The 19,849-nt window shown below is 63.1% G+C and carries 21 protein-coding genes and 1 pseudogene; 9 read left to right on the top strand and 13 right to left on the bottom strand.

The genetic code is table 11. From position 1 onward, the window contains the following. Positions 1 to 31 precede the first annotated feature (31 nt). The 4 genes from BBF93_RS18685 (at position 32) to BBF93_RS18670 (ending at position 1,968) form a co-directional block, all read left to right on the top strand. Positions 32 to 505 (top strand): MarR family winged helix-turn-helix transcriptional regulator, encoded by a 474-nt coding sequence (locus BBF93_RS18685; RefSeq protein ID WP_114106864.1) that lies wholly within the window; start codon positions 32 to 34, stop codon positions 503 to 505. Positions 506 to 631: 126 nt separating this feature from the next. Next, on the top strand, positions 632 to 1,021 hold the full coding sequence (locus tag BBF93_RS19710) for a DUF6152 family protein (RefSeq protein WP_199288424.1): 390 nt from the start codon (positions 632 to 634) through the stop codon (positions 1,019 to 1,021). Between the two features lie 5 nt (positions 1,022 to 1,026). After that, the gene (locus BBF93_RS18675; RefSeq protein WP_114106863.1) at positions 1,027 to 1,497 is read left to right on the top strand and encodes a DUF6644 family protein; all 471 of its coding nucleotides are present in this window, start codon (positions 1,027 to 1,029) and stop codon (positions 1,495 to 1,497) included. Positions 1,498 to 1,548: 51 nt separating this feature from the next. Further along, positions 1,549 to 1,968 carry a GNAT family N-acetyltransferase gene (locus tag BBF93_RS18670; protein WP_114106862.1) on the top strand — a complete coding sequence of 140 codons (420 nt, stop codon included), beginning with the start codon at positions 1,549 to 1,551 and terminating at the stop codon, positions 1,966 to 1,968. A gap of 7 nt (positions 1,969 to 1,975) precedes the next feature. Here BBF93_RS18670 and BBF93_RS18665 read toward each other — a convergent pair whose 3' ends face one another. Next, on the bottom strand, positions 1,976 to 2,596 hold the full coding sequence (locus tag BBF93_RS18665; RefSeq protein ID WP_162786637.1) for a hypothetical protein: 621 nt from the start codon (positions 2,594 to 2,596) through the stop codon (positions 1,976 to 1,978). On the opposite strand from BBF93_RS18665, the pseudogene BBF93_RS18660 reads away from it, so the two are divergent. Further along, positions 2,594 to 3,151: pseudogene (locus BBF93_RS18660) on the top strand (integrase core domain-containing protein); the annotation flags it as partial. The gene BBF93_RS18665 and the pseudogene BBF93_RS18660 overlap by 3 nt on opposite strands. Positions 3,152 to 3,197: 46 nt before the next feature. Here BBF93_RS18660 and BBF93_RS18655 read toward each other — a convergent pair. The 8 genes from BBF93_RS18655 to rpmB form a co-directional block, all read right to left on the bottom strand. Beyond that, positions 3,198 to 3,776 carry a hypothetical protein gene (locus BBF93_RS18655; protein WP_114106860.1) on the bottom strand — a complete coding sequence of 193 codons (579 nt, stop codon included), beginning with the start codon at positions 3,774 to 3,776 and terminating at the stop codon, positions 3,198 to 3,200. A 335-nt stretch (positions 3,777 to 4,111) separates the two neighbouring features. After that, a complete protein-coding gene (locus tag BBF93_RS18650; RefSeq protein WP_162786636.1) occupies positions 4,112 to 4,852 on the bottom strand; it encodes a hypothetical protein in 741 nt (246 codons plus the stop codon). Between the two features lie 218 nt (positions 4,853 to 5,070). Then, positions 5,071 to 7,056, bottom strand: coding sequence for a cobaltochelatase subunit CobT (gene cobT / locus BBF93_RS18645; protein ID WP_114106858.1), 1,986 nt, complete (start codon positions 7,054 to 7,056; stop codon positions 5,071 to 5,073). A gap of 27 nt (positions 7,057 to 7,083) precedes the next feature. Then, positions 7,084 to 8,067, bottom strand: a complete 984-nt coding sequence (cobS, locus tag BBF93_RS18640; RefSeq protein WP_084324253.1) for a cobaltochelatase subunit CobS — start codon at positions 8,065 to 8,067, stop codon at positions 7,084 to 7,086. A 140-nt stretch (positions 8,068 to 8,207) separates the two neighbouring features. After that, a complete protein-coding gene (msrA, locus tag BBF93_RS18635; RefSeq protein WP_114106857.1) occupies positions 8,208 to 8,822 on the bottom strand; it encodes a peptide-methionine (S)-S-oxide reductase MsrA in 615 nt (204 codons plus the stop codon). Between the two features lie 95 nt (positions 8,823 to 8,917). Next, a complete protein-coding gene (locus BBF93_RS18630) occupies positions 8,918 to 10,579 on the bottom strand; it encodes an amidohydrolase (protein ID WP_114106856.1) in 1,662 nt (553 codons plus the stop codon). 165 nt (positions 10,580 to 10,744) lie between these two features. Continuing rightward, complete coding sequence (locus tag BBF93_RS18625) at positions 10,745 to 11,881, bottom strand: hypothetical protein (RefSeq protein WP_035597487.1); 1,137 nt, start codon at positions 11,879 to 11,881, stop codon at positions 10,745 to 10,747. 177 nt (positions 11,882 to 12,058) lie between these two features. Continuing rightward, complete coding sequence (gene rpmB, locus BBF93_RS18620) at positions 12,059 to 12,343, bottom strand: 50S ribosomal protein L28 (protein ID WP_114107155.1); 285 nt, start codon at positions 12,341 to 12,343, stop codon at positions 12,059 to 12,061. 266 nt (positions 12,344 to 12,609) lie between these two features. Between rpmB and BBF93_RS18615 the strand changes: the two genes are divergently transcribed. Then, positions 12,610 to 13,497, top strand: coding sequence for a DUF3108 domain-containing protein (locus tag BBF93_RS18615; RefSeq protein WP_035597482.1), 888 nt, complete (start codon positions 12,610 to 12,612; stop codon positions 13,495 to 13,497). A gap of 14 nt (positions 13,498 to 13,511) precedes the next feature. On the opposite strand, the gene BBF93_RS18610 is transcribed toward BBF93_RS18615, so the two are convergent. Beyond that, complete coding sequence (locus tag BBF93_RS18610; RefSeq protein ID WP_114107154.1) at positions 13,512 to 14,540, bottom strand: RluA family pseudouridine synthase; 1,029 nt, start codon at positions 14,538 to 14,540, stop codon at positions 13,512 to 13,514. A gap of 94 nt (positions 14,541 to 14,634) precedes the next feature. On the opposite strand from BBF93_RS18610, the gene BBF93_RS18605 reads away from it, so the two are divergent. After that, positions 14,635 to 16,320: an alkaline phosphatase gene (locus BBF93_RS18605; RefSeq protein ID WP_114106855.1), complete on the top strand. Its 1,686-nt coding sequence runs from the start codon at positions 14,635 to 14,637 to the stop codon at positions 16,318 to 16,320. Positions 16,321 to 16,322: 2 nt separating this feature from the next. Here BBF93_RS18605 and BBF93_RS18600 read toward each other — a convergent pair whose 3' ends face one another. From BBF93_RS18600 to BBF93_RS18590, 3 genes are all read right to left on the bottom strand, one after another. Next, positions 16,323 to 17,081 carry an SDR family NAD(P)-dependent oxidoreductase gene (locus BBF93_RS18600; protein WP_035597477.1) on the bottom strand — a complete coding sequence of 253 codons (759 nt, stop codon included), beginning with the start codon at positions 17,079 to 17,081 and terminating at the stop codon, positions 16,323 to 16,325. A 106-nt stretch (positions 17,082 to 17,187) separates the two neighbouring features. Further along, a complete protein-coding gene (locus tag BBF93_RS18595) occupies positions 17,188 to 17,355 on the bottom strand; it encodes a YdcH family protein (protein ID WP_084324251.1) in 168 nt (55 codons plus the stop codon). A 102-nt stretch (positions 17,356 to 17,457) separates the two neighbouring features. Next, complete coding sequence (locus BBF93_RS18590; protein ID WP_114106854.1) at positions 17,458 to 18,144, bottom strand: GGDEF domain-containing protein; 687 nt, start codon at positions 18,142 to 18,144, stop codon at positions 17,458 to 17,460. Between the two features lie 133 nt (positions 18,145 to 18,277). Here BBF93_RS18590 and purE point away from each other — a divergent pair, with 133 nt between their 5' ends. After that, the gene (gene purE, locus BBF93_RS18585) at positions 18,278 to 18,772 is read left to right on the top strand and encodes a 5-(carboxyamino)imidazole ribonucleotide mutase (RefSeq protein WP_114106853.1); all 495 of its coding nucleotides are present in this window, start codon (positions 18,278 to 18,280) and stop codon (positions 18,770 to 18,772) included. Then, on the top strand, positions 18,769 to 19,848 hold the full coding sequence (locus BBF93_RS18580) for a 5-(carboxyamino)imidazole ribonucleotide synthase (RefSeq protein ID WP_114106852.1): 1,080 nt from the start codon (positions 18,769 to 18,771) through the stop codon (positions 19,846 to 19,848). The genes purE and BBF93_RS18580 overlap by 4 nt, the downstream gene beginning before the upstream one ends. Position 19,849 lies beyond the last annotated feature (1 nt).

Below are 19,849 nucleotides of genomic sequence, written 5' to 3'. Positions count from 1 at the left end.
CTTTGGCCCCCGCGCCATAAAGGAATACCACATGCCGAAGCTGACCGCTCCCAATCCCCCGCTGCCCCCGCCGCTGAGCGAGCATATCTGCCGCACGATCTACGCCACCAACCTCGCCATCCAGCGGGTCCACAAGGTGGTGCTGGACGGGCTGGGCATCACCTATCCGCAATATCTGGTGCTCAACCTGCTCTGGGACCGGGACAATCAATCCGTCAGCGAGCTTTCCGGCCAGCTGGAACTGGAGCCGAGCACGCTGACCCCGCTGCTGAAGCGCTTGGAAGCGGCCGGCCATCTCACCCGCGTGCGCAACCCGCAGGATGAGCGCCAGGTGCTGATCAGCCTCACCGATCAGGGCCGCGCCCTGCGGCTGGAGGCAGGCTGTGTGGGCACAAACCTGATGGAGAAGTCCGGAATGTCCGCCGGCGAACTACGCGACCTCAACGCCCGCATCCGCGCCCTGCACGACAATCTCACCACGCCGGACGCGGCAGGGGAGGGCTGATCCCCGGCGTCTTCGCCCGGCGCGCTACAGCGGTCCGGGTTGCCGCCGGGCAGCATTCGGCACAAGTTATTCTGTGTCACACATCCTCAACCCTGAAGCCCATCCTCAACCCTGAAGGAGGTCAGCATGAAGACCCTGTCCCGAATGGCCCTCGGCGCCACCCTGATGACCCTCGCCCTTGCGGCCGGCGGGCCGGCGCTCGCCCATCACGGCTGGTCCTGGGCCGAAACCGAGCAGACCGAGCTTGAAGGCACCATCGAGACCATATCGATGAGCCCGCCCCATCCGAGCCTTGAAGTGCGCGACGCAGACGGAACACTCTGGCAGGTCGACCTTGGCAATCCCAACCAGACTGAGCGGTCCGGCTTCACCGGCGACACCGCCCAGCCGGGAGACGCCATCACCGTCCTTGGCAACCGCAATTCGGATGCCTCCCGCGCCCATATCAAGGCCGTGCGCATCACCATCGATGGCACCAATTATGATATGTACCCGGAGCGGATCGCGGCCGAATAGCGCCCATCGCCGTGACCGGCTGGATTGAGGCCTCCTGGATCGCGCAGGCCCTTCGCGGCAGCGGCGACGTCTATATGGCAGTGAACGCGGCGCATATCCTCGGCATCGGCCTGCTCGTCGGGGCGATCATCCCGCTGGACCTGCGGCTTCTCGGGCTTGGACGTAGCTACCCGCTGCAGGTGCTGGCGCCCTTCCTCTCGCGGTGCGCGGCCCTGGGGCTCGCCCTTGCCCTCCTAACCGGGGCCGCGCTCTGGGCGGTGCGCCCGGCGGACTATCTCGGCAATGCCGCCTTTGTCTGGAAAATGGCGCTGCTGGCGGCGGCGCTTGTGATCGTCGGCCTGCAACACCTTTCGCCGGGCTGGCGCCGCGTGCTGGCCGAGGGCACGGTCAGCTTGCCGGTGCGCCTCATGGCGGCCGCCTCGCTCGCCTGCTGGCTGTCAGTCCTCCTCGCCGGGCGCTGGATCGGCTTTCTTTAGGCCGATTGCCTCCCGCTTCCCAAGTGCGCGCGGGCGCGGCATATCTGCCGTATGAAGATCACCCTCGCCCCGCCCACCTCTACCGATATGGATGTGCTCCACCCCCTGTTGCAGGCGTCCTACTGGTCGCCCGGCATTCCGCGCGAGACGGTGGAACGCGCCTGCGCCGCCTCCCTCTGCGCCCTGGCGCGGGATGAGGCGGGCACGCTGACGGGCTTTGCCCGCGCGGTGACCGATTATACCGTCTTCGCCTGGGTGTGTGATGTGATGGTGGTGCCCGCCCATCGCGGCCAGGGCCTTGGCCGCAATCTCGTCCGCTCCCTGATGACCCATCCGGAGATGCAAACCATCCGCCGCTGGATGCTCGGCACCGCCGACGCCCACGGCGTCTATGCAGACCTAGGCTTCGCCCCGCTCAAGGCGCCGGAGAGGCTGATGGAAGTGATCAGGGCTCCGCATTGGGGGCGGTGAGGAAGGATCAAGATATCGGTTGATCGAGTCCGTAGAGTTCAGAGGCGAATGACTTGGTTTTTTCACATGCGCTGGAATTTAGTTCCCGAAGATACTTTATAAAATCATCTTTGTTCGACATTGAAAAAACCCTGCCTTTGATTGGGAGACGTGATTTTAAAGGCTCTTCGCTCAATAGATTGGCGCACTCTCTGTCCAGAAACATTGCGTCGGCGTAGGGGCTATATGCCGAAATAGCCTCAAAGTCATTGAGCGTTCCGCGCGATGGCGCACCGGATTGGCCATTTGCGTAGCGACGCGCGAGCGCAGCGAAGAGAAAAGCGCTAATTTGATGATAGGGCATCTCTTCGAGACCTTCCCAGTTCATGAAATCAATAAACAACTGGCGGTTTTCTGGTTTGGCATCTGGTTTGGTGACACCGAATTCAGCCATCAGTTGCCTAACTAGTATGTTTACTCGATGCCATGCCGCAGAAGTTGCTCCTTCAATATCTCCTGCATCAAGCGCTTTAATTCGCTGCGCTTCAATCTTGGTGTAGGTTTTGGCGAGGGTTACGCCCCACCCCTTTAGCTCTGCTTCCAGTTGTCGTTTAAAGGAAGGGCGCTCTTTGCGCCACCGATGTGCCAACTGGAGCTGAACCTGCGGATCAAGCCGAAGAAGCGGCTAGTTCGGGAAGTTCCTGAGCCTCTGGCCGTTCCGGAGCGGCCGAATGAAATGTGGTCGATGGACTTTATGGCGGACCAGCTCAGTGACGGGCGATCCTTCCGGACACTGAACGTTCTTGATGACTTCAACCGTGAAGGCCTTGCCATTGAGGTCGACTTCTCACTACCGGCGGCCCGCGTGGTGCGGACACTCAACCAGATCATCGAATGGCGCGGAAAGCCGATGGGCATTCGCGTCGACAACGGCCCCGAAAATGTCAGCGCCGCACTGCAAACCTGGGCGGCAAAGCGTGGCATCGGGATCTTTTACATCCAGCCCGGCAAGCCGCAGCAGAATGCCTATGTCGAGCGCTACAATCGGACGGTCCGCCAGGAATGGCTCGGCCAGTTCATCTTCAACACGATCGAGGAGGTCAAGGAACACGCCACCCGGTGGCTATGGTCTTACAACAACCAGCGCCCGAACATGGGTATCGGCGGCATCACCCCCGCCATGAAACTCAAACTTGCCGCGTGAAGTCCAGCAATCCGGTCGCTTAAAAATGGGAGGATTACCGAGGGGGCTACGAGCTATTGATGCCGGCCCAATCCTGCGGCCGGGCTTCTTCGTCGAGGCGCAGGATCAGCGCGTCGATCCAGGGCGGCAGGCGGCGGAGGATGTGGCTGGGAACAGGCAGATCCTTCAGGACACGGCCTTTCCGCCTGCGGAGCATGCGGGCGAGGCGCAGGGCGTGTTTTTCCGGATGGTTCAGCACCAGCGCAAGGCGCCGGGCCGCTTCCATCATCAAGGCCCATTGCACGAAGGGCGTGTCGGCCCCGTCTGATTTTGCGGCGTGGCGGGCGGGGCGTGCCTCCTCAATGAGGCAGAAGAGGGCCTCGCGGCGGCGTTGGAGTTGTCTTGGAGTTTCGTTGGAGGTTTTTGGCGGCGTGGCAACCGCGCGCGGCGCGGGGAGGGTGATCTCGGCGGCGAGCGCATGGATATAGCGGCGGACCAGCGCTGTGGCGGTGATGAGCTGGAGGCGGGCCTCGGCGGCGATGCTGGCGAAGTGTTCCGGCACCGCCTGACGCAGCAGGGTCCGCAGCGCGCCGAGCAGGGCGGCGATGCGGGTCCAGAGTTCCGGGCGGAGCGCGGTGATGTCCATGGACCCGAGGATGGGGGCGGCGGGAACCAGGGCGGATAAGGGGCGTCAATTTTTCCGCTCATCCCCGCGCAGGCGGGGATCTGGTGAGGCAGCGCCTTGCCGGCCGGGACCCCCGCCTGCGCGGGGGTGAGCGGAGTTTTGGGGGTGGGGCGGGGCTCTGGATAATCGCTTTGCGATTTTCGGGATGGCGAACTCGGTTCGCCGGGCTATTGGATAAGCGGGTACCCTATTCCGCCATTCCGTAGGGTGGTTAGAGCGGAGCGATACCCACCTTCTGCCGTATGCGGTGTGTTGTATCCGTCCCCTGAACGTCACCCCCTACCGCTTGCATGGTGCTAAGCGGCTGTGGAGACAGAAGACAAAAATAACTCGAGAAGTATCTTTAGTTTATCAATAATGTAGCCAACCAACGCCCCACCAATCAAGTTCGCTAACTTCGAAGCACAGAACCCAAGAAAGCGTTCAATTATATCTTGGGCCAAACGGGGCTGACAGATAGCGGCTTCGAAGAGAGCTATCTCTGAAAGGGCGATAAGGCGACTTTCATCGTCAATTGAGTTTGAGCCCTCTACTTCTCTTCTAATGGACTCTAAATCTGACGCTATCTCCGCCACAGCTTCCTGATTATCGAGGATCGACACATATCGATCACTGGCCGGAATGGATTTAACCTCCAGCGGAAGAACAACCGGCGCTGGATTTTCTCCCAAATTCAGCCGCTCACTGATATTCGTCAGTGCCTCAGCCAACCAGTCGGCACCTGCTTTATCTACGCTTTCCCAAACTTCACCCCCGCCCGAAACGCTCGCGATCTCCTTTGTAAATTCTACATTTAAATGAAAGCGATCAGAGGCAAATGGTGATTTGATATGCTCAATATACTGCGCCGTATTTGCCAACTTCGCAGCTTTTTCAAATATCCTACCAAGTTCGCCTACGCCTATTTCCACCGAATAAGTTCTCTTAATCTCACTCTGCAATTCTGGCAGGGAAAAAGATAAATACTCATTCCGATCAGCGTAGTGAGACACAGCCCTTAGCCCCGCCACAAGAATATACTTTTCGTACTCTTCCATTTGAAGCGCCACAGCTATTGGGAGCAATGAATTCTATTAAAACGATTCTGTTATCAGCACAGCATATTATAATCTGCCGACAATGCCCTCTGTGTAAGAGCAAATCAGCTGGATGGGGGCGCGTTTGTCCCGATATTCCTTGGTTCATTAACACCGTAGGCCGCAATGCACCGAGAGGGCGGCGCCGGGATGGTGCATTGCGCTGCGCTTAATGCACCCTACGGCTTCTTCTTCACATCCTGCAGCGTTGTCGTCTTCACGTCCCTGCCCGTGCCCACCTTCCGGCCATAGCTCGGGGCACCGGCGGAGGCACCGCTGACGGCGCCGCGCACCGTGCGGTCCGTGAGCGGAGGGATGGCCATGGCTTTGGGGTTGGGTTCGTTCTCGTCGAAGAGGGAGGCGAGTTGTTCGGTCATCGCGCCGCCGAGCTGTTCGGCGTCCACGATGGTCACCGCGCGCTTGTAATAGCGCGTCACGTCATGGCCGATGCCGATGGCGATGAGTTCGACCGGTGAGCGGTTTTCGATCTCGTCGATCACCTGGCGCAGATGGCGTTCGAGGTAATTGCCGACGTTCACATTGAGCGTGGAATCGTCGACCGGGGCGCCGTCTGAAATCACCATCAGGATCTTGCGCTGCTCCGGCCGGCCGAGCAGCCGGTCGTGCGCCCAGAGCAGCGCTTCGCCGTCGATATTCTCCTTGAGCAGACCTTCGCGCATCATCAGGCCGAGATTGCGGCGCGCGCGGCGATACGGCGCGTCGGCCTGCTTGTAGATGATGTGGCGGATGTCATTCAGGCGGCCGGGCGCCTGAGGCTTGCCGGCCTTCATCCAGTCTTCGCGGGAAAGGCCGCCTTTCCACGCCTTGGTGGTGAAGCCGAGGATTTCGGTTTTCACCGCGCAGCGTTCCAGCGTGCGGGCGAGAATATCCGCGCACAGAGCAGCCACCATGATGGGCCGCCCGCGCATGGAGCCGGAATTGTCCAACAGCAGCGTGACGACCGTATCGCGGAACTTGGTATCGTCTTCCTGCTTGAAGGAGAGCGGCGAGGTGGGGTCTGTGATGACGCGGGTGAGGCGGGCGGTATCGAGCACGCCCTCTTCCAGATCGAAGCTCCAGGTGCGGTTCTGCTGGGCCATCAGGCGGCGCTGCAGCTTGTTGGCAAGCTTGGCGACCGCCCCCTGCAGGCCCTGAAGCTGGTGATCCAGATAGGCGCGCAGGCGCGTCAGCTCTTCGGCGTCGCACAGGTCTGGCGCATTGGCGACCTCATCATGCGCGCGGGTGAAGATCTGGTAGTTGAAGCGGTCCTTGTCGTCACCGGCCTGGAAATTGGGGCGCAGCGGCTTGGTGCCTTCGTCTTCCTCGTCCGGCGTATCGTCCGCATCCAGATCAGCGTCCTGGTCGACGGAGACATTGGCCTCCTCCCCTTCCAAGTCTTCGGTGTCGCCCGCTTCCATCTGCTCGGCAGAGGCGCCCATTTCCTCTTCGGTGGAGGTGTCGTCCTCACCGGTCTGGTTCTGCTGCTCTTCCTGCTCTTCGGTGGGGGCTTCGTCCTCGGCCTCGGCCTCGTCTCCCGGCAGATCAGAAGCTGTCAGATCCCGGATGATCGAGCGGATGGTGCGCGCAAAGCCGGCCTGATCGTGGAGCTGGCCGGTGAGCATTTCGAGCGCGTCGCTGGCGTTTTTCTCGACCTTCTCGCGCCAGACATCGGCAACGCGCTTTGCGCTTTCGGGCAGCGGGCGGCCGGTCAGCTTCTCGCGGAGCAGGAATTCCAGCGCCGGGGCAAGCACGGCCTCGGGATCTTCCGCGCCGAGGCCGAAATTGGTGGACCGGCAGCGGAAATCGAGCACGGCTTCGAGGTTTCCGGCGGTACCCTGCATCGCATTGGCGCCGAGGCTTTCGATGCGGGCGGTTTCAGCGGCCTCATAGACGCGGCGGGGAAGATCCCCCTGCGGACGGTTGGCGATATGCGCGGCGGCGTCATGATGGGCGCGGCGCAGGGCGAGCGCGTCGGCCTCGCCCCGGATGCGCGCTGCGAGTTCCGGCGACACTTCAACCGGCGGCGGGCGCAGCACCAGGCGCGTGCCCTGATCGCCAACATCGGGGCCGAAACCGACCTCGATCTCGCGCTCACCGCTCATCGCCTTGGTGGTCGCGGCAAGCGCGGCCTTGAAGAGTTCCTGAGGGGTCGTGTCCTTGGCCATCCGTTGACCGCGCGGGCGGCGCCTTTCCTATGCGACCTTCACCATCAGCGGGCTTTCGGGCAGTTCGACGCCGAAGCAGCGCTGATACATTTCCGCGACCAGCGGGCGCTCCAGCTCGTCGCACTTGTTGAGGAAGGTCATGCGGAAGGCGTGGCCGAGATCGCCGAAAATGGCGAAGTTTTCCGCCCAGGTGATGACGGTCCGCGGGCTCATCACGGTGGAGAGGTCTCCGGCCATGAAGGCGTTGCGGGTGAGGTCTGCCAGGGTGACCATCTTGGCGATGGTGGCTTCGTCCACGCCCGTGGCCTTGGCCTTGATGATTTCGACTTCCGCGTCATGGGTGAGATAATTCAGTGTGGTGACGATCGACCAGCGGTCCATCTGGCCCTGGTTGAGCTGCTGGGTGCCGTGATAGAGGCCGGTCGTATCGCCAAGGCCGACCGTGTTGGTGGTGGCGAACAGGCGGAACTGCGGATGGGGCGCGATGACGCGGTTCTGGTCGAGCAACGTCAGCTTACCGCTGGCTTCGAGAACGCGCTGGATCACGAACATCACATCCGGGCGGCCGGCGTCATACTCGTCGAACACGATGGCGACGGGGCGCTGCAGCGCCCAGGGGAGAATGCCTTCGCGGAATTCGGTGACCTGCACGCCGTCCTTCAGGACGATGGCGTCCTTGCCGACCATGTCGATCCGGCTGACATGGCTGTCGAGGTTTACCCGGATCATCGGCCAGTTGAGGCGGGCGGCGACCTGCTCGATATGGGTGGATTTGCCCGTGCCGTGATAGCCCTGGACCATGACGCGGCGGTTGTGCTCGAAGCCGGCGAGGATGGCGAGCGTCGTCTGCGGATCGAACCGGTAGGACGGGTCGATCTCCGGCACATATTCGGTGCGCGTCTTGAAGCCGTGGACGATCATGTTGGTGTCGAGGCCGAACACCTTTTTGACATTCACTTTTTCGGTCGGCTTCAGGCCTTCGAGGGCATCGGTGTCGGACATAACGGTCATGGGGTATCAGCTCGCCATCGGGAGAAATCAGGTCAGACTCTGGGTTCTAGCACGGGATGGCCGCGCGCCTAGTGCGACGCAGCGTAAAGTGCGCAGCCCTCCCCTGCCGGGGGCGGGGGCTTTGCTGGATGAGGCCCGACCTATTCCTGCCAGACCCTCTTCAGCGTCTCCTCGCGCCGGCTGCCTTTCTTGTAGGCCTCGTAGCGTTCGGGCTCCTTCAGGTAATAGTCCTGATGATACTCTTCTGCCGGATAGAAGGCGGTAGCGGGCAGGACCGCCGTGACGATGGGCTGTTTCAGGCGCTTGGCATTGGCCTCGAGCGACTGTGTGGCCGCCGCTTCCTGAGCCTCATCCAGAACGAAGATCGCCGTGCGATACTGGCTGCCCCGGTCGTAGAACTGGCCGCCCTCATCGGTGGGGTCGATATTCGACCAGAAGACTTCCAGAAGCTGCTCATAGCTGACCTTGGCCGGGTCGTAGATCACTTCGACGGCTTCGGCATGGTCGCCCATATGGCGGTAGGTGGGGTCGGGCGTGGTGCCGCCGGTATAGCCGGAGAGGACGGTGCGCACGCCGGGCACTTCTTCAAGCTCTGCCTCGATGCACCAGAAGCAGCCCCCGGCGAAGATCGCGATCTCTTCATGCGCGGCGACCTCTGGCCGCTCGATCGGGGCAGCTTTGGCACTGGCCGGCAGGGCCGCGTTGCTGCAGGCGGCGAGGCCCAGGGCGAGGGCGGCGGTCAGGGCAAGGCGCATCGGGGGTCTTCCTTCCGGTTTACGGAGGAAAGGTATGGGCGCGCCGGCGAAGGTCCACCCTCCCCGCTGTCACAATGCGGAGAGGCCTGCGGCGGCTACCACTCCGCCTGCCAGACCACCTCTCCGCCCACCACAGTCATCACCGGCCGGGCTTTCAGGATCTGCTGTTCGGGGATCGTCATGAGATCAGCATCAAACACCGTAAAATCGGCGATTTTCCCGGCCTCGATGGTGCCGAGGTCGTTTTCCTGGAAGGCAGCATAGGCGGGGCCTGTGGTGAAGAGGGCAAGCGCCTGCTGGCGTGTGAGCGCTTCTTCCGGATGCCAGCCTTCGCCGGAAAAACCCGCCAGATCCTTGCGTGCCACGGCGGCGTAGAACTCGATTGTTGGCGAGCCGACTTCCACCGGCGCGTCGGAGCCCCCGGCAATCATCGCGCCCGCCTTCAGGAGGCTTGCCCAGGCATAGGCGCCGCGCAAGCGGTCGATGCCGACACGGGCCGGGGCAAAATGCAGGTCGCCGATGGCATGGCTTGGCTGCATGGAGGCGATGAGGCCGCTTCTGGCGATGCGGTCGATATCATCGGGATGCAGCATCTGGGTGTGCTCGATGCGCCAGCGCAGGTCTGCGCCATAGCCCAGCTCCTCGAACTTCTCGAGGATGCGGCGGTTGGCAAGGTCGCCGATGGCATGGATTGTCAGCTGCACGCCCTCTTTCTGAGCGTCCATCATCAGATTGTGCAGCTGTTCAGGCTCCAGCAGGGCGAGACCGGATGTTTCGGGCTGGTCGGCATAGGGCGCAATCAGCAGCGCTCCCCGGCTGCCGAGGGCGCCATCCATATAAAGCTTCACGGCGCGGTTGGTGATGCGCGCGGTTTCAAATTCGCGGCGTTTGGCAATGTCGAAGCCGCGCTCGTCAAAGGCGTTATAGACGCGCAGCGGCAGGCGGCCCTCACCATCCAGCGCTTTCAGAAGGCGGGCATGATCGGTGGCCGCGCTCATATTGTGGATGCCGGTCCAGCCGCGGCGGGCATAGGTCTGCGCGCCAACTTCCAGCGCCTTCGACATATCGTCATAGGTCGGGTTCTCGATCAGGGCGAGGACGGGCATCATGGCATTGTCGATGACGATGCCGGTTGCCTTGAAATTCTCGTCGCGCTCCGTGCGTCCGCCCGGCGGATCAGCGGCCATGTCGTAGATCCCGGCGGCTTTCAGCGCCGCCGTGTTGGCGACCAGCGCATGGCCGTCAGAGCGCACCAGGATGACGGGGTTTTCCGGGCTGACCGCGTCCAGATCCGCCGCCGAGGGCATACGTCCTTCCGGCCAGCCGGTTTCGATCCAGCCCCGGCCAAACAGGATGGCGCCGGGGGCAAGGCCCTGCAGCTCGGCTTCGGTGCGGGTGACAAGCTCGTCGATGGAGGCAGTGCCTTCCAGGTTGAGGATCAGCTCCCGCTCGCCAATGCCCTGGAGATGGGCGTGTGCGTCTGTGAAGCCGGGGAACATGACCGCGCCGGCGAGGTCTATGATCTCCACCTCATCCTCGCTCCAGTCCTGCGACAGGGGCGGGGCTGTGCCGATGATCCGGCCATCGGGGCCAACGATGACCGCCTCCACCGTGACGGGGTCAGCCAGGCCCGTATAGATGGTGCCGCCGGTAAAGACGCGGGTCTTGCCTTCCGGCGCAGGCGGCGCAGCGGGCGCTGGGTCAGTGCAGGCCGTCAGGGCGGCAATGGCCAGGGCAGCGATGGTGATGAGACGCATGGGATTCCCCTTCCCTTTGTTGCGCCCTGTCTTGGACTGGTTCCCGCGCGGTGGCCAGTCATTGCAGGCAAAACGGGCGAGAGAAGGTGGACACTTCCGGACAAACGAAAACGCCGGGCCTGCGAGGAGGCCCGGCGTGAACTTTTATCAGCGGCTGGGAGCAGGTTACCGGTAAGCGGTGATCGGCACGCCGCGGCGCTGGTCCTTCTTCACATAGTCCAGGCAGTTGTCCGTAATGATCTTCGATTTCATGCGCACGGCCTGGATCATTGCGTCTGCGGTGTATTCATCGCTTTGGCAGGAAACGAGCTGGGTGAGGCGGACGTCTTCGGACTGGGCCAGATCAAGCAGGAAGTAGGTGAGGCTCTGGGCGAGGATGTGCGTATTGAGCTGTTGGGCGCGCGTGCGTGCATTGCGTGACCCTTCGCCGACGGTCGAGAGGTTACCGTGACGGGTGGCGGCAGCGGCTTTCTGCTTCTCATCGGCGCTCGATAGACCGAGGGGGAGATAATTTGCCGGGTCGGTCTGCAGAGCCGCATAGTTCAAGGGATTCATCTGGCCGAGCAGCACCAGCGCGGGGCCGGAAAGGGCGGAAATGCCGGCTGTCCAGACATAGCCTTGATAGACATCGTTCCATTCGGCTTGCGACAACTCGTCAATCGAACTGCCGCCGAAGAAGTTCTGAAGCTTGCGGTTATTGTTCCAGACTTCGACCAGCCCGCCTTCGTAAAGGGTGAAGGCGCCAAAGACGGCTGTCGAGGCAATCACGCCGGGGGCGGAGACGTTATAGGCGAAGCTGGCATCATCTTCATTGAGACCGGGATATTCGGCAAGGAAGCTGGACCGGATCAGATTTTCATAAACCGGCTGCCCCGTGCGGCGGTCAACGACGCGGTAGGTAGCGCTGGTGGTTCCGGCAAAGTGGCGGCCAAACGCGTCCGATTTCAACTCATGGAATTCGATCTGCAGCGCATAGCGCGCCCCCGCCGCTGTTTTTGCCTCGAGGCCGGATCCCTTGAGAGAACTGTCGACCATCGGGCGGAAGAGGCCCTGATTGGGTTCCTCGAAAAGATAGTCCCGCTGGGACATGCCGCTGATATAGTCGAGTTCCAGACCATGCATCAGACGGTCGCCGGGGTTCCAGCGGATATAGTGGGTGACGGGGAGCGCCGGGCGCTGACGCGCGATGGTCTGGGTTTCATTCATGAAGCCGGGCAGGCCCATCACGCCCTGTTTGCCAGGCGCGTGATTGGCGCAGGCGCCAAGACCAATCAGGGTAGCGGCCAGAACAAGTCTCTTCATGTTTCTCCCCCAGACGGAAAACCGATGTTCCGAAGGTGGATAAACGTGAAACCCTAAGAAAAAATTTTAGCTACCCTGAATTCCACAACCCAGGGACAGCCCAAACAAAAACACCGGGCCTGCGAGGAGGCCCGGCGTGAACTTTTGTCAGCAGCGGAAGCCGGAGAAAGAGGGCGCTTAAGCGGCAGCTTTCTTCGCGATGTCGCGCTTGATCTTGAGGGCCTTGTCGGAGAGGCCGTCTTCCTTCGCCTTGGCGAGGAAAGCGTCGAGGCCGCCGAGCTTGTCGACCGTGCGCAGGGCTTTCGCCGCGATGCGCAGTTTGAAGTCCTGGTTCAGGGCTTCAGAGTGCAGCGTAACCTGCACGAGGTTGGGCAGATAACGACGCTTGGTCTTGATCTGCGAGTGGCTGACGATATGGCCAACCATCGGCTTGGTGCCAGTGAGTTCACATTCGCGGGACATGGGCCTCGCTCCGAAAAAGAGGTGTTCTTTGATCTGAAGGCGCGCGTCTACAGTCTGCGGGGGCGCCCTGTCAACCGCCGCAATCAGGCTTGCGGGCGGAGAATTGCGCTCCCATGTCACGCTCTGTCACTTTATGTCAGTGGGCGAGGCCTGAAGAATGCGGCATCTTGGGGGCCGGTTCGTTCAGGCGGCGTTGGGACAAGGCGACTATATATACCCGCTCAGCAGGCGTTTGCGCCCGCCCGACCAGAAGGATCGACCCTCCCATGAAGCGCCTCCTCCTTGCCGCCGCTGCGACATTTGCCCTTGCCGGCCTCTCCACAGCCGATACGGCCCCCGCCGCGCCGAAAACCAATCTCCTGGCCAATGTGAAGGCGGGCGAGCCCATGCGCATGGTGTATGAGCTGGACGCTCGGGCAATGATCCTGATCATCCCCGCCACCGGCCGGGCGAGTTTCGATGTGGAACTGAAGCCGAACACCTACACGATCAAATCCAAGGTGCGCACGACGGGCCTGGCCGATGTGTTCGTCAATTATAACATGGAGCTGGCTTCTTCCGGCTTTGTCCGCGCCAAGGAATTGAAGACCTCCGGCTATGTCTCGCAGAACCGCGACGGGAAAAAGAACCGCCGCGTGGAACTGTCGATGAAGAAGGACGGCTTCACCATGACGGCCAATCCGCGCTTTGGCGATCTGGGCGACCCGGCCGCGACGCAGGAACAGGCGATCCTGGCGAATGACCCGCTGACCGCGCTGATCACCTTCGCGCTGGAGCCGCGCGCCAAGGGCGCCGATCCGTGCGGCGGGCCGATCCGCGTGTTCGACGGCAAGCAGCTGACCTATCTGCATCTGGAGAACAAGGGCACCGCGAATGTGAAAAGCCCGGCCTGGAGCGGCCAGGCCATTGAATGCCATGTGACCATGGACAAGATCGCCGGCTACAAGGCGGGCGAAGTGAACAAGGACACGCTGACCGGTATTGATGGCCCGCTGCGCATGTATCTGGCGCCGCTGGAAAACGGCAGCCACGTGCCGGTGCGGATCGTTGCCGACACCGACAGGATCGGCAAGGTGACCCTGCAGGCCCGCACGCTGCGGTTTGAGCCGCTGCAGACGGCCTCTGCGCAGGCCGGCGCAGGCGGCGCGCCATAGGCTCTCCGCCTGCCTTAATCCACCGGCAGCTTTCTTAGCGCGCTGATCAGCCCGGCCATGTCTTCCGGAAGGGGCTGCTCAAAGCGGAGGGTTTCGCCCGTGATCGGGTGGACGAAGCCGAGCACGGCGGCGTGCAGCGCCTGGCGCGGGAAGGCGCGGGCGGCGGCGAGGGCTGCGTCATAGTCCGCTTCCGGCGCAGCGGGCGATTTCCACGCCATGATGCCGGACTGGCGGCCATAGACCGGATCACCGATCAGCGGGGCGCCTACATGCGTCATGTGGACCCGGATCTGATGCGTGCGCCCGGTTTCGAGGCGGCATTCGATCATCGCGGCGGCGGGCAGGCGCGTGGCGCGGTCTTTATAGCCATAGGTTTCGATGGCCCGGTAATGGGTGACCGCATGGCGGGCGGCGGGGCTGTCGGGGTTCTTGTGAACCGACATTTTCTTGCGGTCATTTTCAGAGCGCGCGATGGGCGCGTCGATGGTGCCCGACAGGGGCCGCGGAGCGCCGCGCGTGATGGCGCGGTAGAGCCGGTCGATGTCGTGACGCTCGAACAGGGCGGCGAGCCCGGTATGGGCCGCTTCTGTCTTGGCAGCGACCATGACACCGCTGGTCAGCTTGTCGAGCCGGTGAACAATCCCGGGACGCTCCACCCCGCCAATGCCGGAAAGCTGGCCCTTGCAATGATAGAGGAGGGCGTTGACCAGCGTGCCGGTTTCACTGCCGGGCGCGGGATGGACGGCGAGGCCCGCCGGCTTGTTGAGGATCAGCAGGTGAGCGTCCTCGAACAGGATCTCCAGCGGGATATTCTCCGCCTGAGGCGTGGCGGGCACCGGCGCGGGCAGCGCCACAGCATAGACCAGGCCCGCCTTTACCGGCGCGCGGGGATTTGTTTCCACGGCGCCGCCAACCGTGACCGCGCCCTCCTCGATCAGGGCTTTGGCCCGCGAGCGGGAAATGCCCTCGGCGCGGGCGCCCAGGAACGCATCCAGGCGCTGGCCGGCATCGGCTGCCTCAGAAGTAATCACAATCATGCTCATCGCCGCCTTATAGACGAAGCTTTCAGCGCGCGTCATGCTGGTGTCGCAAATTCGCGCCATGAGAGCGCCACGCAACTGGGGAGTTCCAGACAAGATGACACAGGTTACACGGCGCGGCCTGCTGGGCGGCGCAGCATTGGGCACGGTGGCTTTGGCCGCCTGCGGCCAGACGGGTCCACAAACCTATAAGGGCGAGGTGGCCTTCCAGCACGGGGTTGCCTCTGGCGATCCCCTGCCTGACAGGATCATCCTCTGGACGCGCGTGACGCCCCTTTCGGGCGCCGGCGCCATCCCCGTGCGCTGGGAAGTGCTGCGCGCGGGCCAGGAAAGCCCGGTTGCCGCTGGTGTGACCGAAGCAAGCGAAGCGCGCGACTATTGCGTGAAGGTGGACGCTACCGGCCTTCAGCCAGGGTCTGACTACACCTACCGCTTCACTGCGCTGACCGATCATGGCGATGTGGTTTCCCCCACCGGGCGCCTGCGCACACCCGCCGCCAGCGGCACAAGCGCGGTGAACCTTGCCGTGGTCTCCTGTTCCAACTGGCAGTTCGGCCTGTTCAACGCCTACAAGGCACTGGCCGCCGAACCCAACCTCGACGTGATCGTGCATCTGGGCGACTATATCTACGAATACGGTATCGACGGATATGGCGGCGACATCGCCGCCAAGCTGGACCGGATGCATGAACCGTCCACGGAGATTGTGACCCTGGCTGACTATCGCCAGCGTCATGCTCAGTACAAGACCGATCCCAACCTGCAGGCGGCTCATGCCGCCGTGCCCTGGATCTGCACCTGGGACGATCATGAAAGCGCCAATGACGCCTACCGCACCGGCGCGCAGAACCACAATCCCGAGGATGGCGAAGGCGAATGGAGCGACCGGAAGATGGCCGCGGTTCAGGCCTATTTTGAATGGATGCCCGTCCGCGACATCAAGCCCGGCGAGATCACTTCGGCGGCCTGGCGCAGTTTCCGCTTTGGCGATGTGGCAACGATGCACGCCCTGGAAACGCGCCTGACGGGGCGTTCGGAAAGCCTGAGCTGGGCGAGCGCACTGGGCAACGCCGCTTCGCCCGTGGAAGCAGGCGGCAAGGCACGCGAACTGCTGCAGACCGCCGCCGATCCGGCCCGCACGATGCTGGGCGCCGAGCAGGAAAGCTGGCTGGACGGGGAGCTTTCCAAATCCGTTTCATCCGGCGCTGCCTGGCAGGTTCTTGCCAATCAGGTGATCATGGCGCGCGTGGCATTGCCCAATTTCACCCAAACGCTGACACCCGAACAGGTTGCCGCACAGGACATGCCCGAGGTGCGCGCTTTCCTCGCCTTTACCGCGCTGAGCCTGCCCTGGAACCTGGATGCGTGGGACGGCTACCCGGCTGCGCGCGAGCGTCTTTACCAGAGCGCAGCAGCGGCCAATGCCCGGCTCGTGACGCTGGCAGGTGATACGCATACGGCCTATGCCAACGAACTTTACGATGCATCCGGCGCGCGGCGCGGGGTAGAGTTTGGCTGCACATCCATCTCCTCCCCCGGCATGGGCGCGTATGTGAAGAACGTGCCAGACCTCGGCCAGCAGATTGCCGACGCCAACCAGGAAGTGGTGTGGCATGATCCCTTCGGCCATGGCTACACGCTGGTGACGCTGACGCCGTCTACGGCGCGGGCGGTGTTCCGCAAGGTGTCGGACATCTATACCGAGACCTTCAGCACAGAGACGGTTGCGAGCTTTGAGGCCGTGGCAGAGGCCGGCGGCGTCTCGCCGCTGAAAACTCTCTAGCGCTAGTCCAGCACGCCCGAAAGCGTGGCGCGGCCGCCATCCATGATCAGGCTTTGCCCGGTCATGAAGGCCGCGTCCCGCGAGGCGAGGAAAAAGGCCGCGCCGGCGATCTCATCGGCGAGCACCGCGCGGCCAAGCGGCACGCGGCCGAGCGACCAGGGCGTGGCGCGCTCTTCGCTGGGGCGGAGGGACACAATCGCATTCACGCGGATGGCATGTTCGGCAAGCTCCAGCGCGCCAGCCCGCATGACGCCCTGCACAGCGGCCTGGGCGACCGTATCGGTGAAACGGCCCGGCATGGAGGCCTGCGCGGCATAGCGCAGAACGAAGGTGACCGAGCCCTTCTGGCGTTTGCGCTCGACCCCGGTTTCAGGGAGATCTTCCTGTTCCAGCAGGCGCTCTGCCACGACCCGCAGGGCCAGCGCCGCGCCACGGGCGGACCTGCCGAGCGCTTTTTCGAACTTCTCCTGGGCAAGATCGAGCAACGTGTCGGGGTCTTCATAGGGGGGCACGATGACGGCATGATCTATCCGGCCGAACGCCTCGATTGCGGCGGTGACGGCGTTGCGCAGGCCGAGCTTGGTCGACAGATCGCCATGATAGAACTCGATCGCTTCATCGAGCGTGTCGCGGGCGGCCTCGATCCGCTCCAGTGACGGATCTGCGACCAGAACCCGGTGGCCTTCATCTTCGAAGCGGCGGGCGATTGCCTCTCCGGTTTCACGGCCAAGGCCAAGAACAAGGGTTACAGGCTGAGCCATGGTTCAGGCGGCCATGGGGATAGAAAGGCTGGATTGGGTGGAGGGCATGTGTCCCGTTCCTTTTGAGGCCCTGCGGCCCCCCAGGAACGGGACTGCCGGGATAGGGCTAGCTGACTTTGAGGTGTCGCAGCTGCTCCTTAATCCTGAGTTTCTGTCGCTTCAAATCCTTGAGGACCAGGCCATCGGCAGAGGGGCGTTTCTGTTCGGTGGAAATCTGTTCGTCCAGATTGCGGTGCTTTGCAGCAAGTTCACTGATGCGACCGTTGAGCGACATAGGCAGTCTCCTTTACGTCTCCGGTCCGGTTTGACCGGTGATGCAAGAATGCCACACACGTGTAGGTGAGTCATGGGTAGAACCACGTATCTTGCCGCATTTTCACCTTAATGTGCGCCCTTCGCCCTTCCGGCGCGCTTTTTCGGCAAACATTGCCTGATCTGCTCGCGCAATGAGCGCCGCCGGGCTTTGGCCCGCGCTCCATTCGACCACGCCGCAGGACGCTCCGATCTGGACCGGAGGCAGAGACGAGCCCTCCTCCCCCCGCACTTCCAGCGCATCGATTGCGCCGGCGAGCTGGGCGGCCTTGCGGCGGCTGTCCTCAAGGCTGGCATGGGCCAGCACGATGCCGAACTCATCTCCGCCGAGGCGGCCGACAATGTCTGTCTCCCGTGTGCGGGCCAGCAGAATGTCAGACACTTTCAGAAGCACGCTGTCCCCAGCGGCATGGCCATAGACATCGTTAACCGTCTTGAAGTTGTCCAGATCGATGAAAATCAGGGTCAGCGGCGTCTGGAACCGGCCGGAAAGCGCGATTTCGCGGCGCACTTCCCGCTCGAAGGCGCGGCGGTTGAAGACCGGGCAGAGCGCGTCATTGTCGGCCAGCAGGGCGGCGTCGGCCAGGCTTGCCCGCAGCGTATCGGCCTCTTCGCGCAGGGCGATCACTTCTTCGGCAAGCGCCTCGATGGCGGCGCGGGCGCGCAGGTCCAGCCGCGCCAGATCAACCCCGAGTGCATCGATCAGGGCACGCTTTTCGGCATCAGTCAGCGGGGGCAGCTCTGTCGGCATCTGTTAACACTAACCCTGTTCGCAGCGCTTGTAGAGGAGATCTGTATTCCCCGCCGCTGGTTTCCCCTCACAGGACCGGTTGACCAGAGGCCGCGCATACTTATGGTGCGCGCTTTCCAGCGGCGAGGCAGGCATGGACAAGGCGCGCTCCCCGGTTGTGGGCATCATCATGGGCAGCCAGTCTGACTGGCCAGTGATGCGCGAGGCCGCGAAGATTCTCGAGGATATGGGCGTCGCCTTCGAGGCGAAGATCGTTTCGGCGCACCGCACCCCCCAGAGGCTGGTCGAGTATGCCACCACGGCGAAAGAGCGCGGCCTGAAGGTGATCATCGCCGGCGCAGGCGGGGCGGCCCACCTGCCCGGCATGGCCGCCTCGATGACGCCGCTGCCGGTGCTGGGCGTGCCGGTGCAATCCAAGGCCCTCAAGGGACTCGATAGCCTTCTTTCCATCGTGCAGATGCCCAAGGGCATTCCGGTGGGCACTCTTGCCATTGGCGAGGCCGGGGCGGCGAATGCCGGCATTCTGGCCGCTTCGATCATCGCGCTGGAAGACAAGGCCGTGGCCGCAAAGCTGGACGCTTTCCGCGCCGCGCAGACGGCAGCGGTGAAAGAGGTTCCCGAGGGATGAGCCCGCTTCGCCCCGGCGCGACGATCGGGATATTGGGCGGCGGGCAGCTTGGTCGGATGATGGCGAGCGCCGCAGCGCAACTCGGTTTCGATGTTCTGATCTATTCTCCCGAGGATGATCCGCCCGCAGGCCGCGTGGCCGCAGGCGCCTTCCAGGCAGACTGGGATGACGCCGACGCGCTCACCGAATTTGCCGCCGCCTGTGATGTCGTCACGCTGGAATTCGAGAATGTGCCAGTGGCGAGCGCCGAGATCATCGAGCGGGCGGGCAAGCGCGTACTGCCGGGGGCAAAATCGCTGTCGGTGTCGCAGGACCGCCTCACCGAGAAGACCTTCCTCAACGCGCATGGCATCCCGACCGCACCCTTCCGGCAGATTGATGCGGCGGGCGACATTCCCGCCGCGCTGGCGGAGCTCGGCGGCAAGGGCGTGCTGAAGACGCGCCGCGAAGGCTATGACGGCAAGGGGCAGGCGTGGGTACATGACGCTGCCGAAGCGGACGCCGCCTGGCAGAAGATCGGCGGGGCGCCAGCGATTCTGGAAGGCGCCATTGCCTTCCAGTGTGAAATCTCCGTGCTGGTGGCGCGCAGCCTGACCGGCGAGACGACGAGCTGGGCGCCGCCGCGCAATGAACATGAGAACGGCATCCTTTCCCGCTCCACCGTACCTTCTGGCCTCGCGCGGTCTGTGGAGGACGAAGCGCGCGCCAAGGCGATGCATCTGGCCGAGGCGCTGGGCCATGTGGGCGTGCTGGCGCTGGAATTCTTCGTGCTGCCCGATGGCACGCTGCTGGCCAACGAATTTGCCCCGCGCGTGCATAATTCCGGCCACTGGACGCCGGAAGCCTGCCAGACCGGCCAGTTCGAGCAGCATATCCGCGCCGTGGCCGGCTGGCCGCTGGGCGATACAAGGCGCCTGTTTGATGCGGAAATGCTGAACCTGATCGGGGACGCAGGCCTTGTGGACCCGCAAACGCTCGGAAAGAATGATATTCTGACCCTCTACGGCAAGCGTGAGGCCCGGCCCGGACGCAAGATGGGCCATATCACCCGCCGGCTTGCCCCGCGAAAGGACTAGT

Origin of the sequence: Hyphomonas sp. CACIAM 19H1 (assembly GCF_003325995.1) — a bacterium.
GTDB classification, from domain to species: domain Bacteria; phylum Pseudomonadota; class Alphaproteobacteria; order Caulobacterales; family Hyphomonadaceae; genus Hyphomonas; species Hyphomonas polymorpha.
This window is presented reverse-complemented; position numbering and strand designations above follow the sequence as displayed.

Excerpts from the sequence above, each read along its gene's own strand:
- BBF93_RS18630 (WP_114106856.1), bottom strand. The coding sequence starts at position 10,579 with ATGCGTCTCATCACCATCGCTGCCCTGGCCATTGCCGCCCTGACGGCC.
- BBF93_RS18600 (WP_035597477.1), bottom strand. The coding sequence starts at position 17,081 with ATGGCTCAGCCTGTAACCCTTGTTCTTGGCCTTGGCCGTGAAACCGGA.
- BBF93_RS18605 (WP_114106855.1), top strand. The coding sequence starts at position 14,635 with ATGACACAGGTTACACGGCGCGGCCTGCTGGGCGGCGCAGCATTGGGC.
- msrA (WP_114106857.1), bottom strand. The coding sequence starts at position 8,822 with ATGCGCCTTGCCCTGACCGCCGCCCTCGCCCTGGGCCTCGCCGCCTGC.
- BBF93_RS18580 (WP_114106852.1), top strand. The coding sequence starts at position 18,769 with ATGAGCCCGCTTCGCCCCGGCGCGACGATCGGGATATTGGGCGGCGGG.
- BBF93_RS18685 (WP_114106864.1), top strand. The coding sequence starts at position 32 with ATGCCGAAGCTGACCGCTCCCAATCCCCCGCTGCCCCCGCCGCTGAGC.
- rpmB (WP_114107155.1), bottom strand. The coding sequence starts at position 12,343 with ATGTCCCGCGAATGTGAACTCACTGGCACCAAGCCGATGGTTGGCCAT.
- purE (WP_114106853.1), top strand. The coding sequence starts at position 18,278 with ATGGACAAGGCGCGCTCCCCGGTTGTGGGCATCATCATGGGCAGCCAG.
- BBF93_RS18650 (WP_162786636.1), bottom strand. The coding sequence starts at position 4,852 with ATGGAAGAGTACGAAAAGTATATTCTTGTGGCGGGGCTAAGGGCTGTG.
- BBF93_RS18615 (WP_035597482.1), top strand. The coding sequence starts at position 12,610 with ATGAAGCGCCTCCTCCTTGCCGCCGCTGCGACATTTGCCCTTGCCGGC.
- BBF93_RS18670 (WP_114106862.1), top strand. The coding sequence starts at position 1,549 with ATGAAGATCACCCTCGCCCCGCCCACCTCTACCGATATGGATGTGCTC.
- BBF93_RS18655 (WP_114106860.1), bottom strand. The coding sequence starts at position 3,776 with ATGGACATCACCGCGCTCCGCCCGGAACTCTGGACCCGCATCGCCGCC.
- BBF93_RS18595 (WP_084324251.1), bottom strand. The coding sequence starts at position 17,355 with ATGTCGCTCAACGGTCGCATCAGTGAACTTGCTGCAAAGCACCGCAAT.
- BBF93_RS18625 (WP_035597487.1), bottom strand. The coding sequence starts at position 11,881 with ATGAAGAGACTTGTTCTGGCCGCTACCCTGATTGGTCTTGGCGCCTGC.
- BBF93_RS18610 (WP_114107154.1), bottom strand. The coding sequence starts at position 14,540 with ATGAGCATGATTGTGATTACTTCTGAGGCAGCCGATGCCGGCCAGCGC.
- BBF93_RS18590 (WP_114106854.1), bottom strand. The coding sequence starts at position 18,144 with ATGCCGACAGAGCTGCCCCCGCTGACTGATGCCGAAAAGCGTGCCCTG.
- BBF93_RS19710 (WP_199288424.1), top strand. The coding sequence starts at position 632 with ATGAAGACCCTGTCCCGAATGGCCCTCGGCGCCACCCTGATGACCCTC.
- cobT (WP_114106858.1), bottom strand. The coding sequence starts at position 7,056 with ATGGCCAAGGACACGACCCCTCAGGAACTCTTCAAGGCCGCGCTTGCC.
- cobS (WP_084324253.1), bottom strand. The coding sequence starts at position 8,067 with ATGACCGTTATGTCCGACACCGATGCCCTCGAAGGCCTGAAGCCGACC.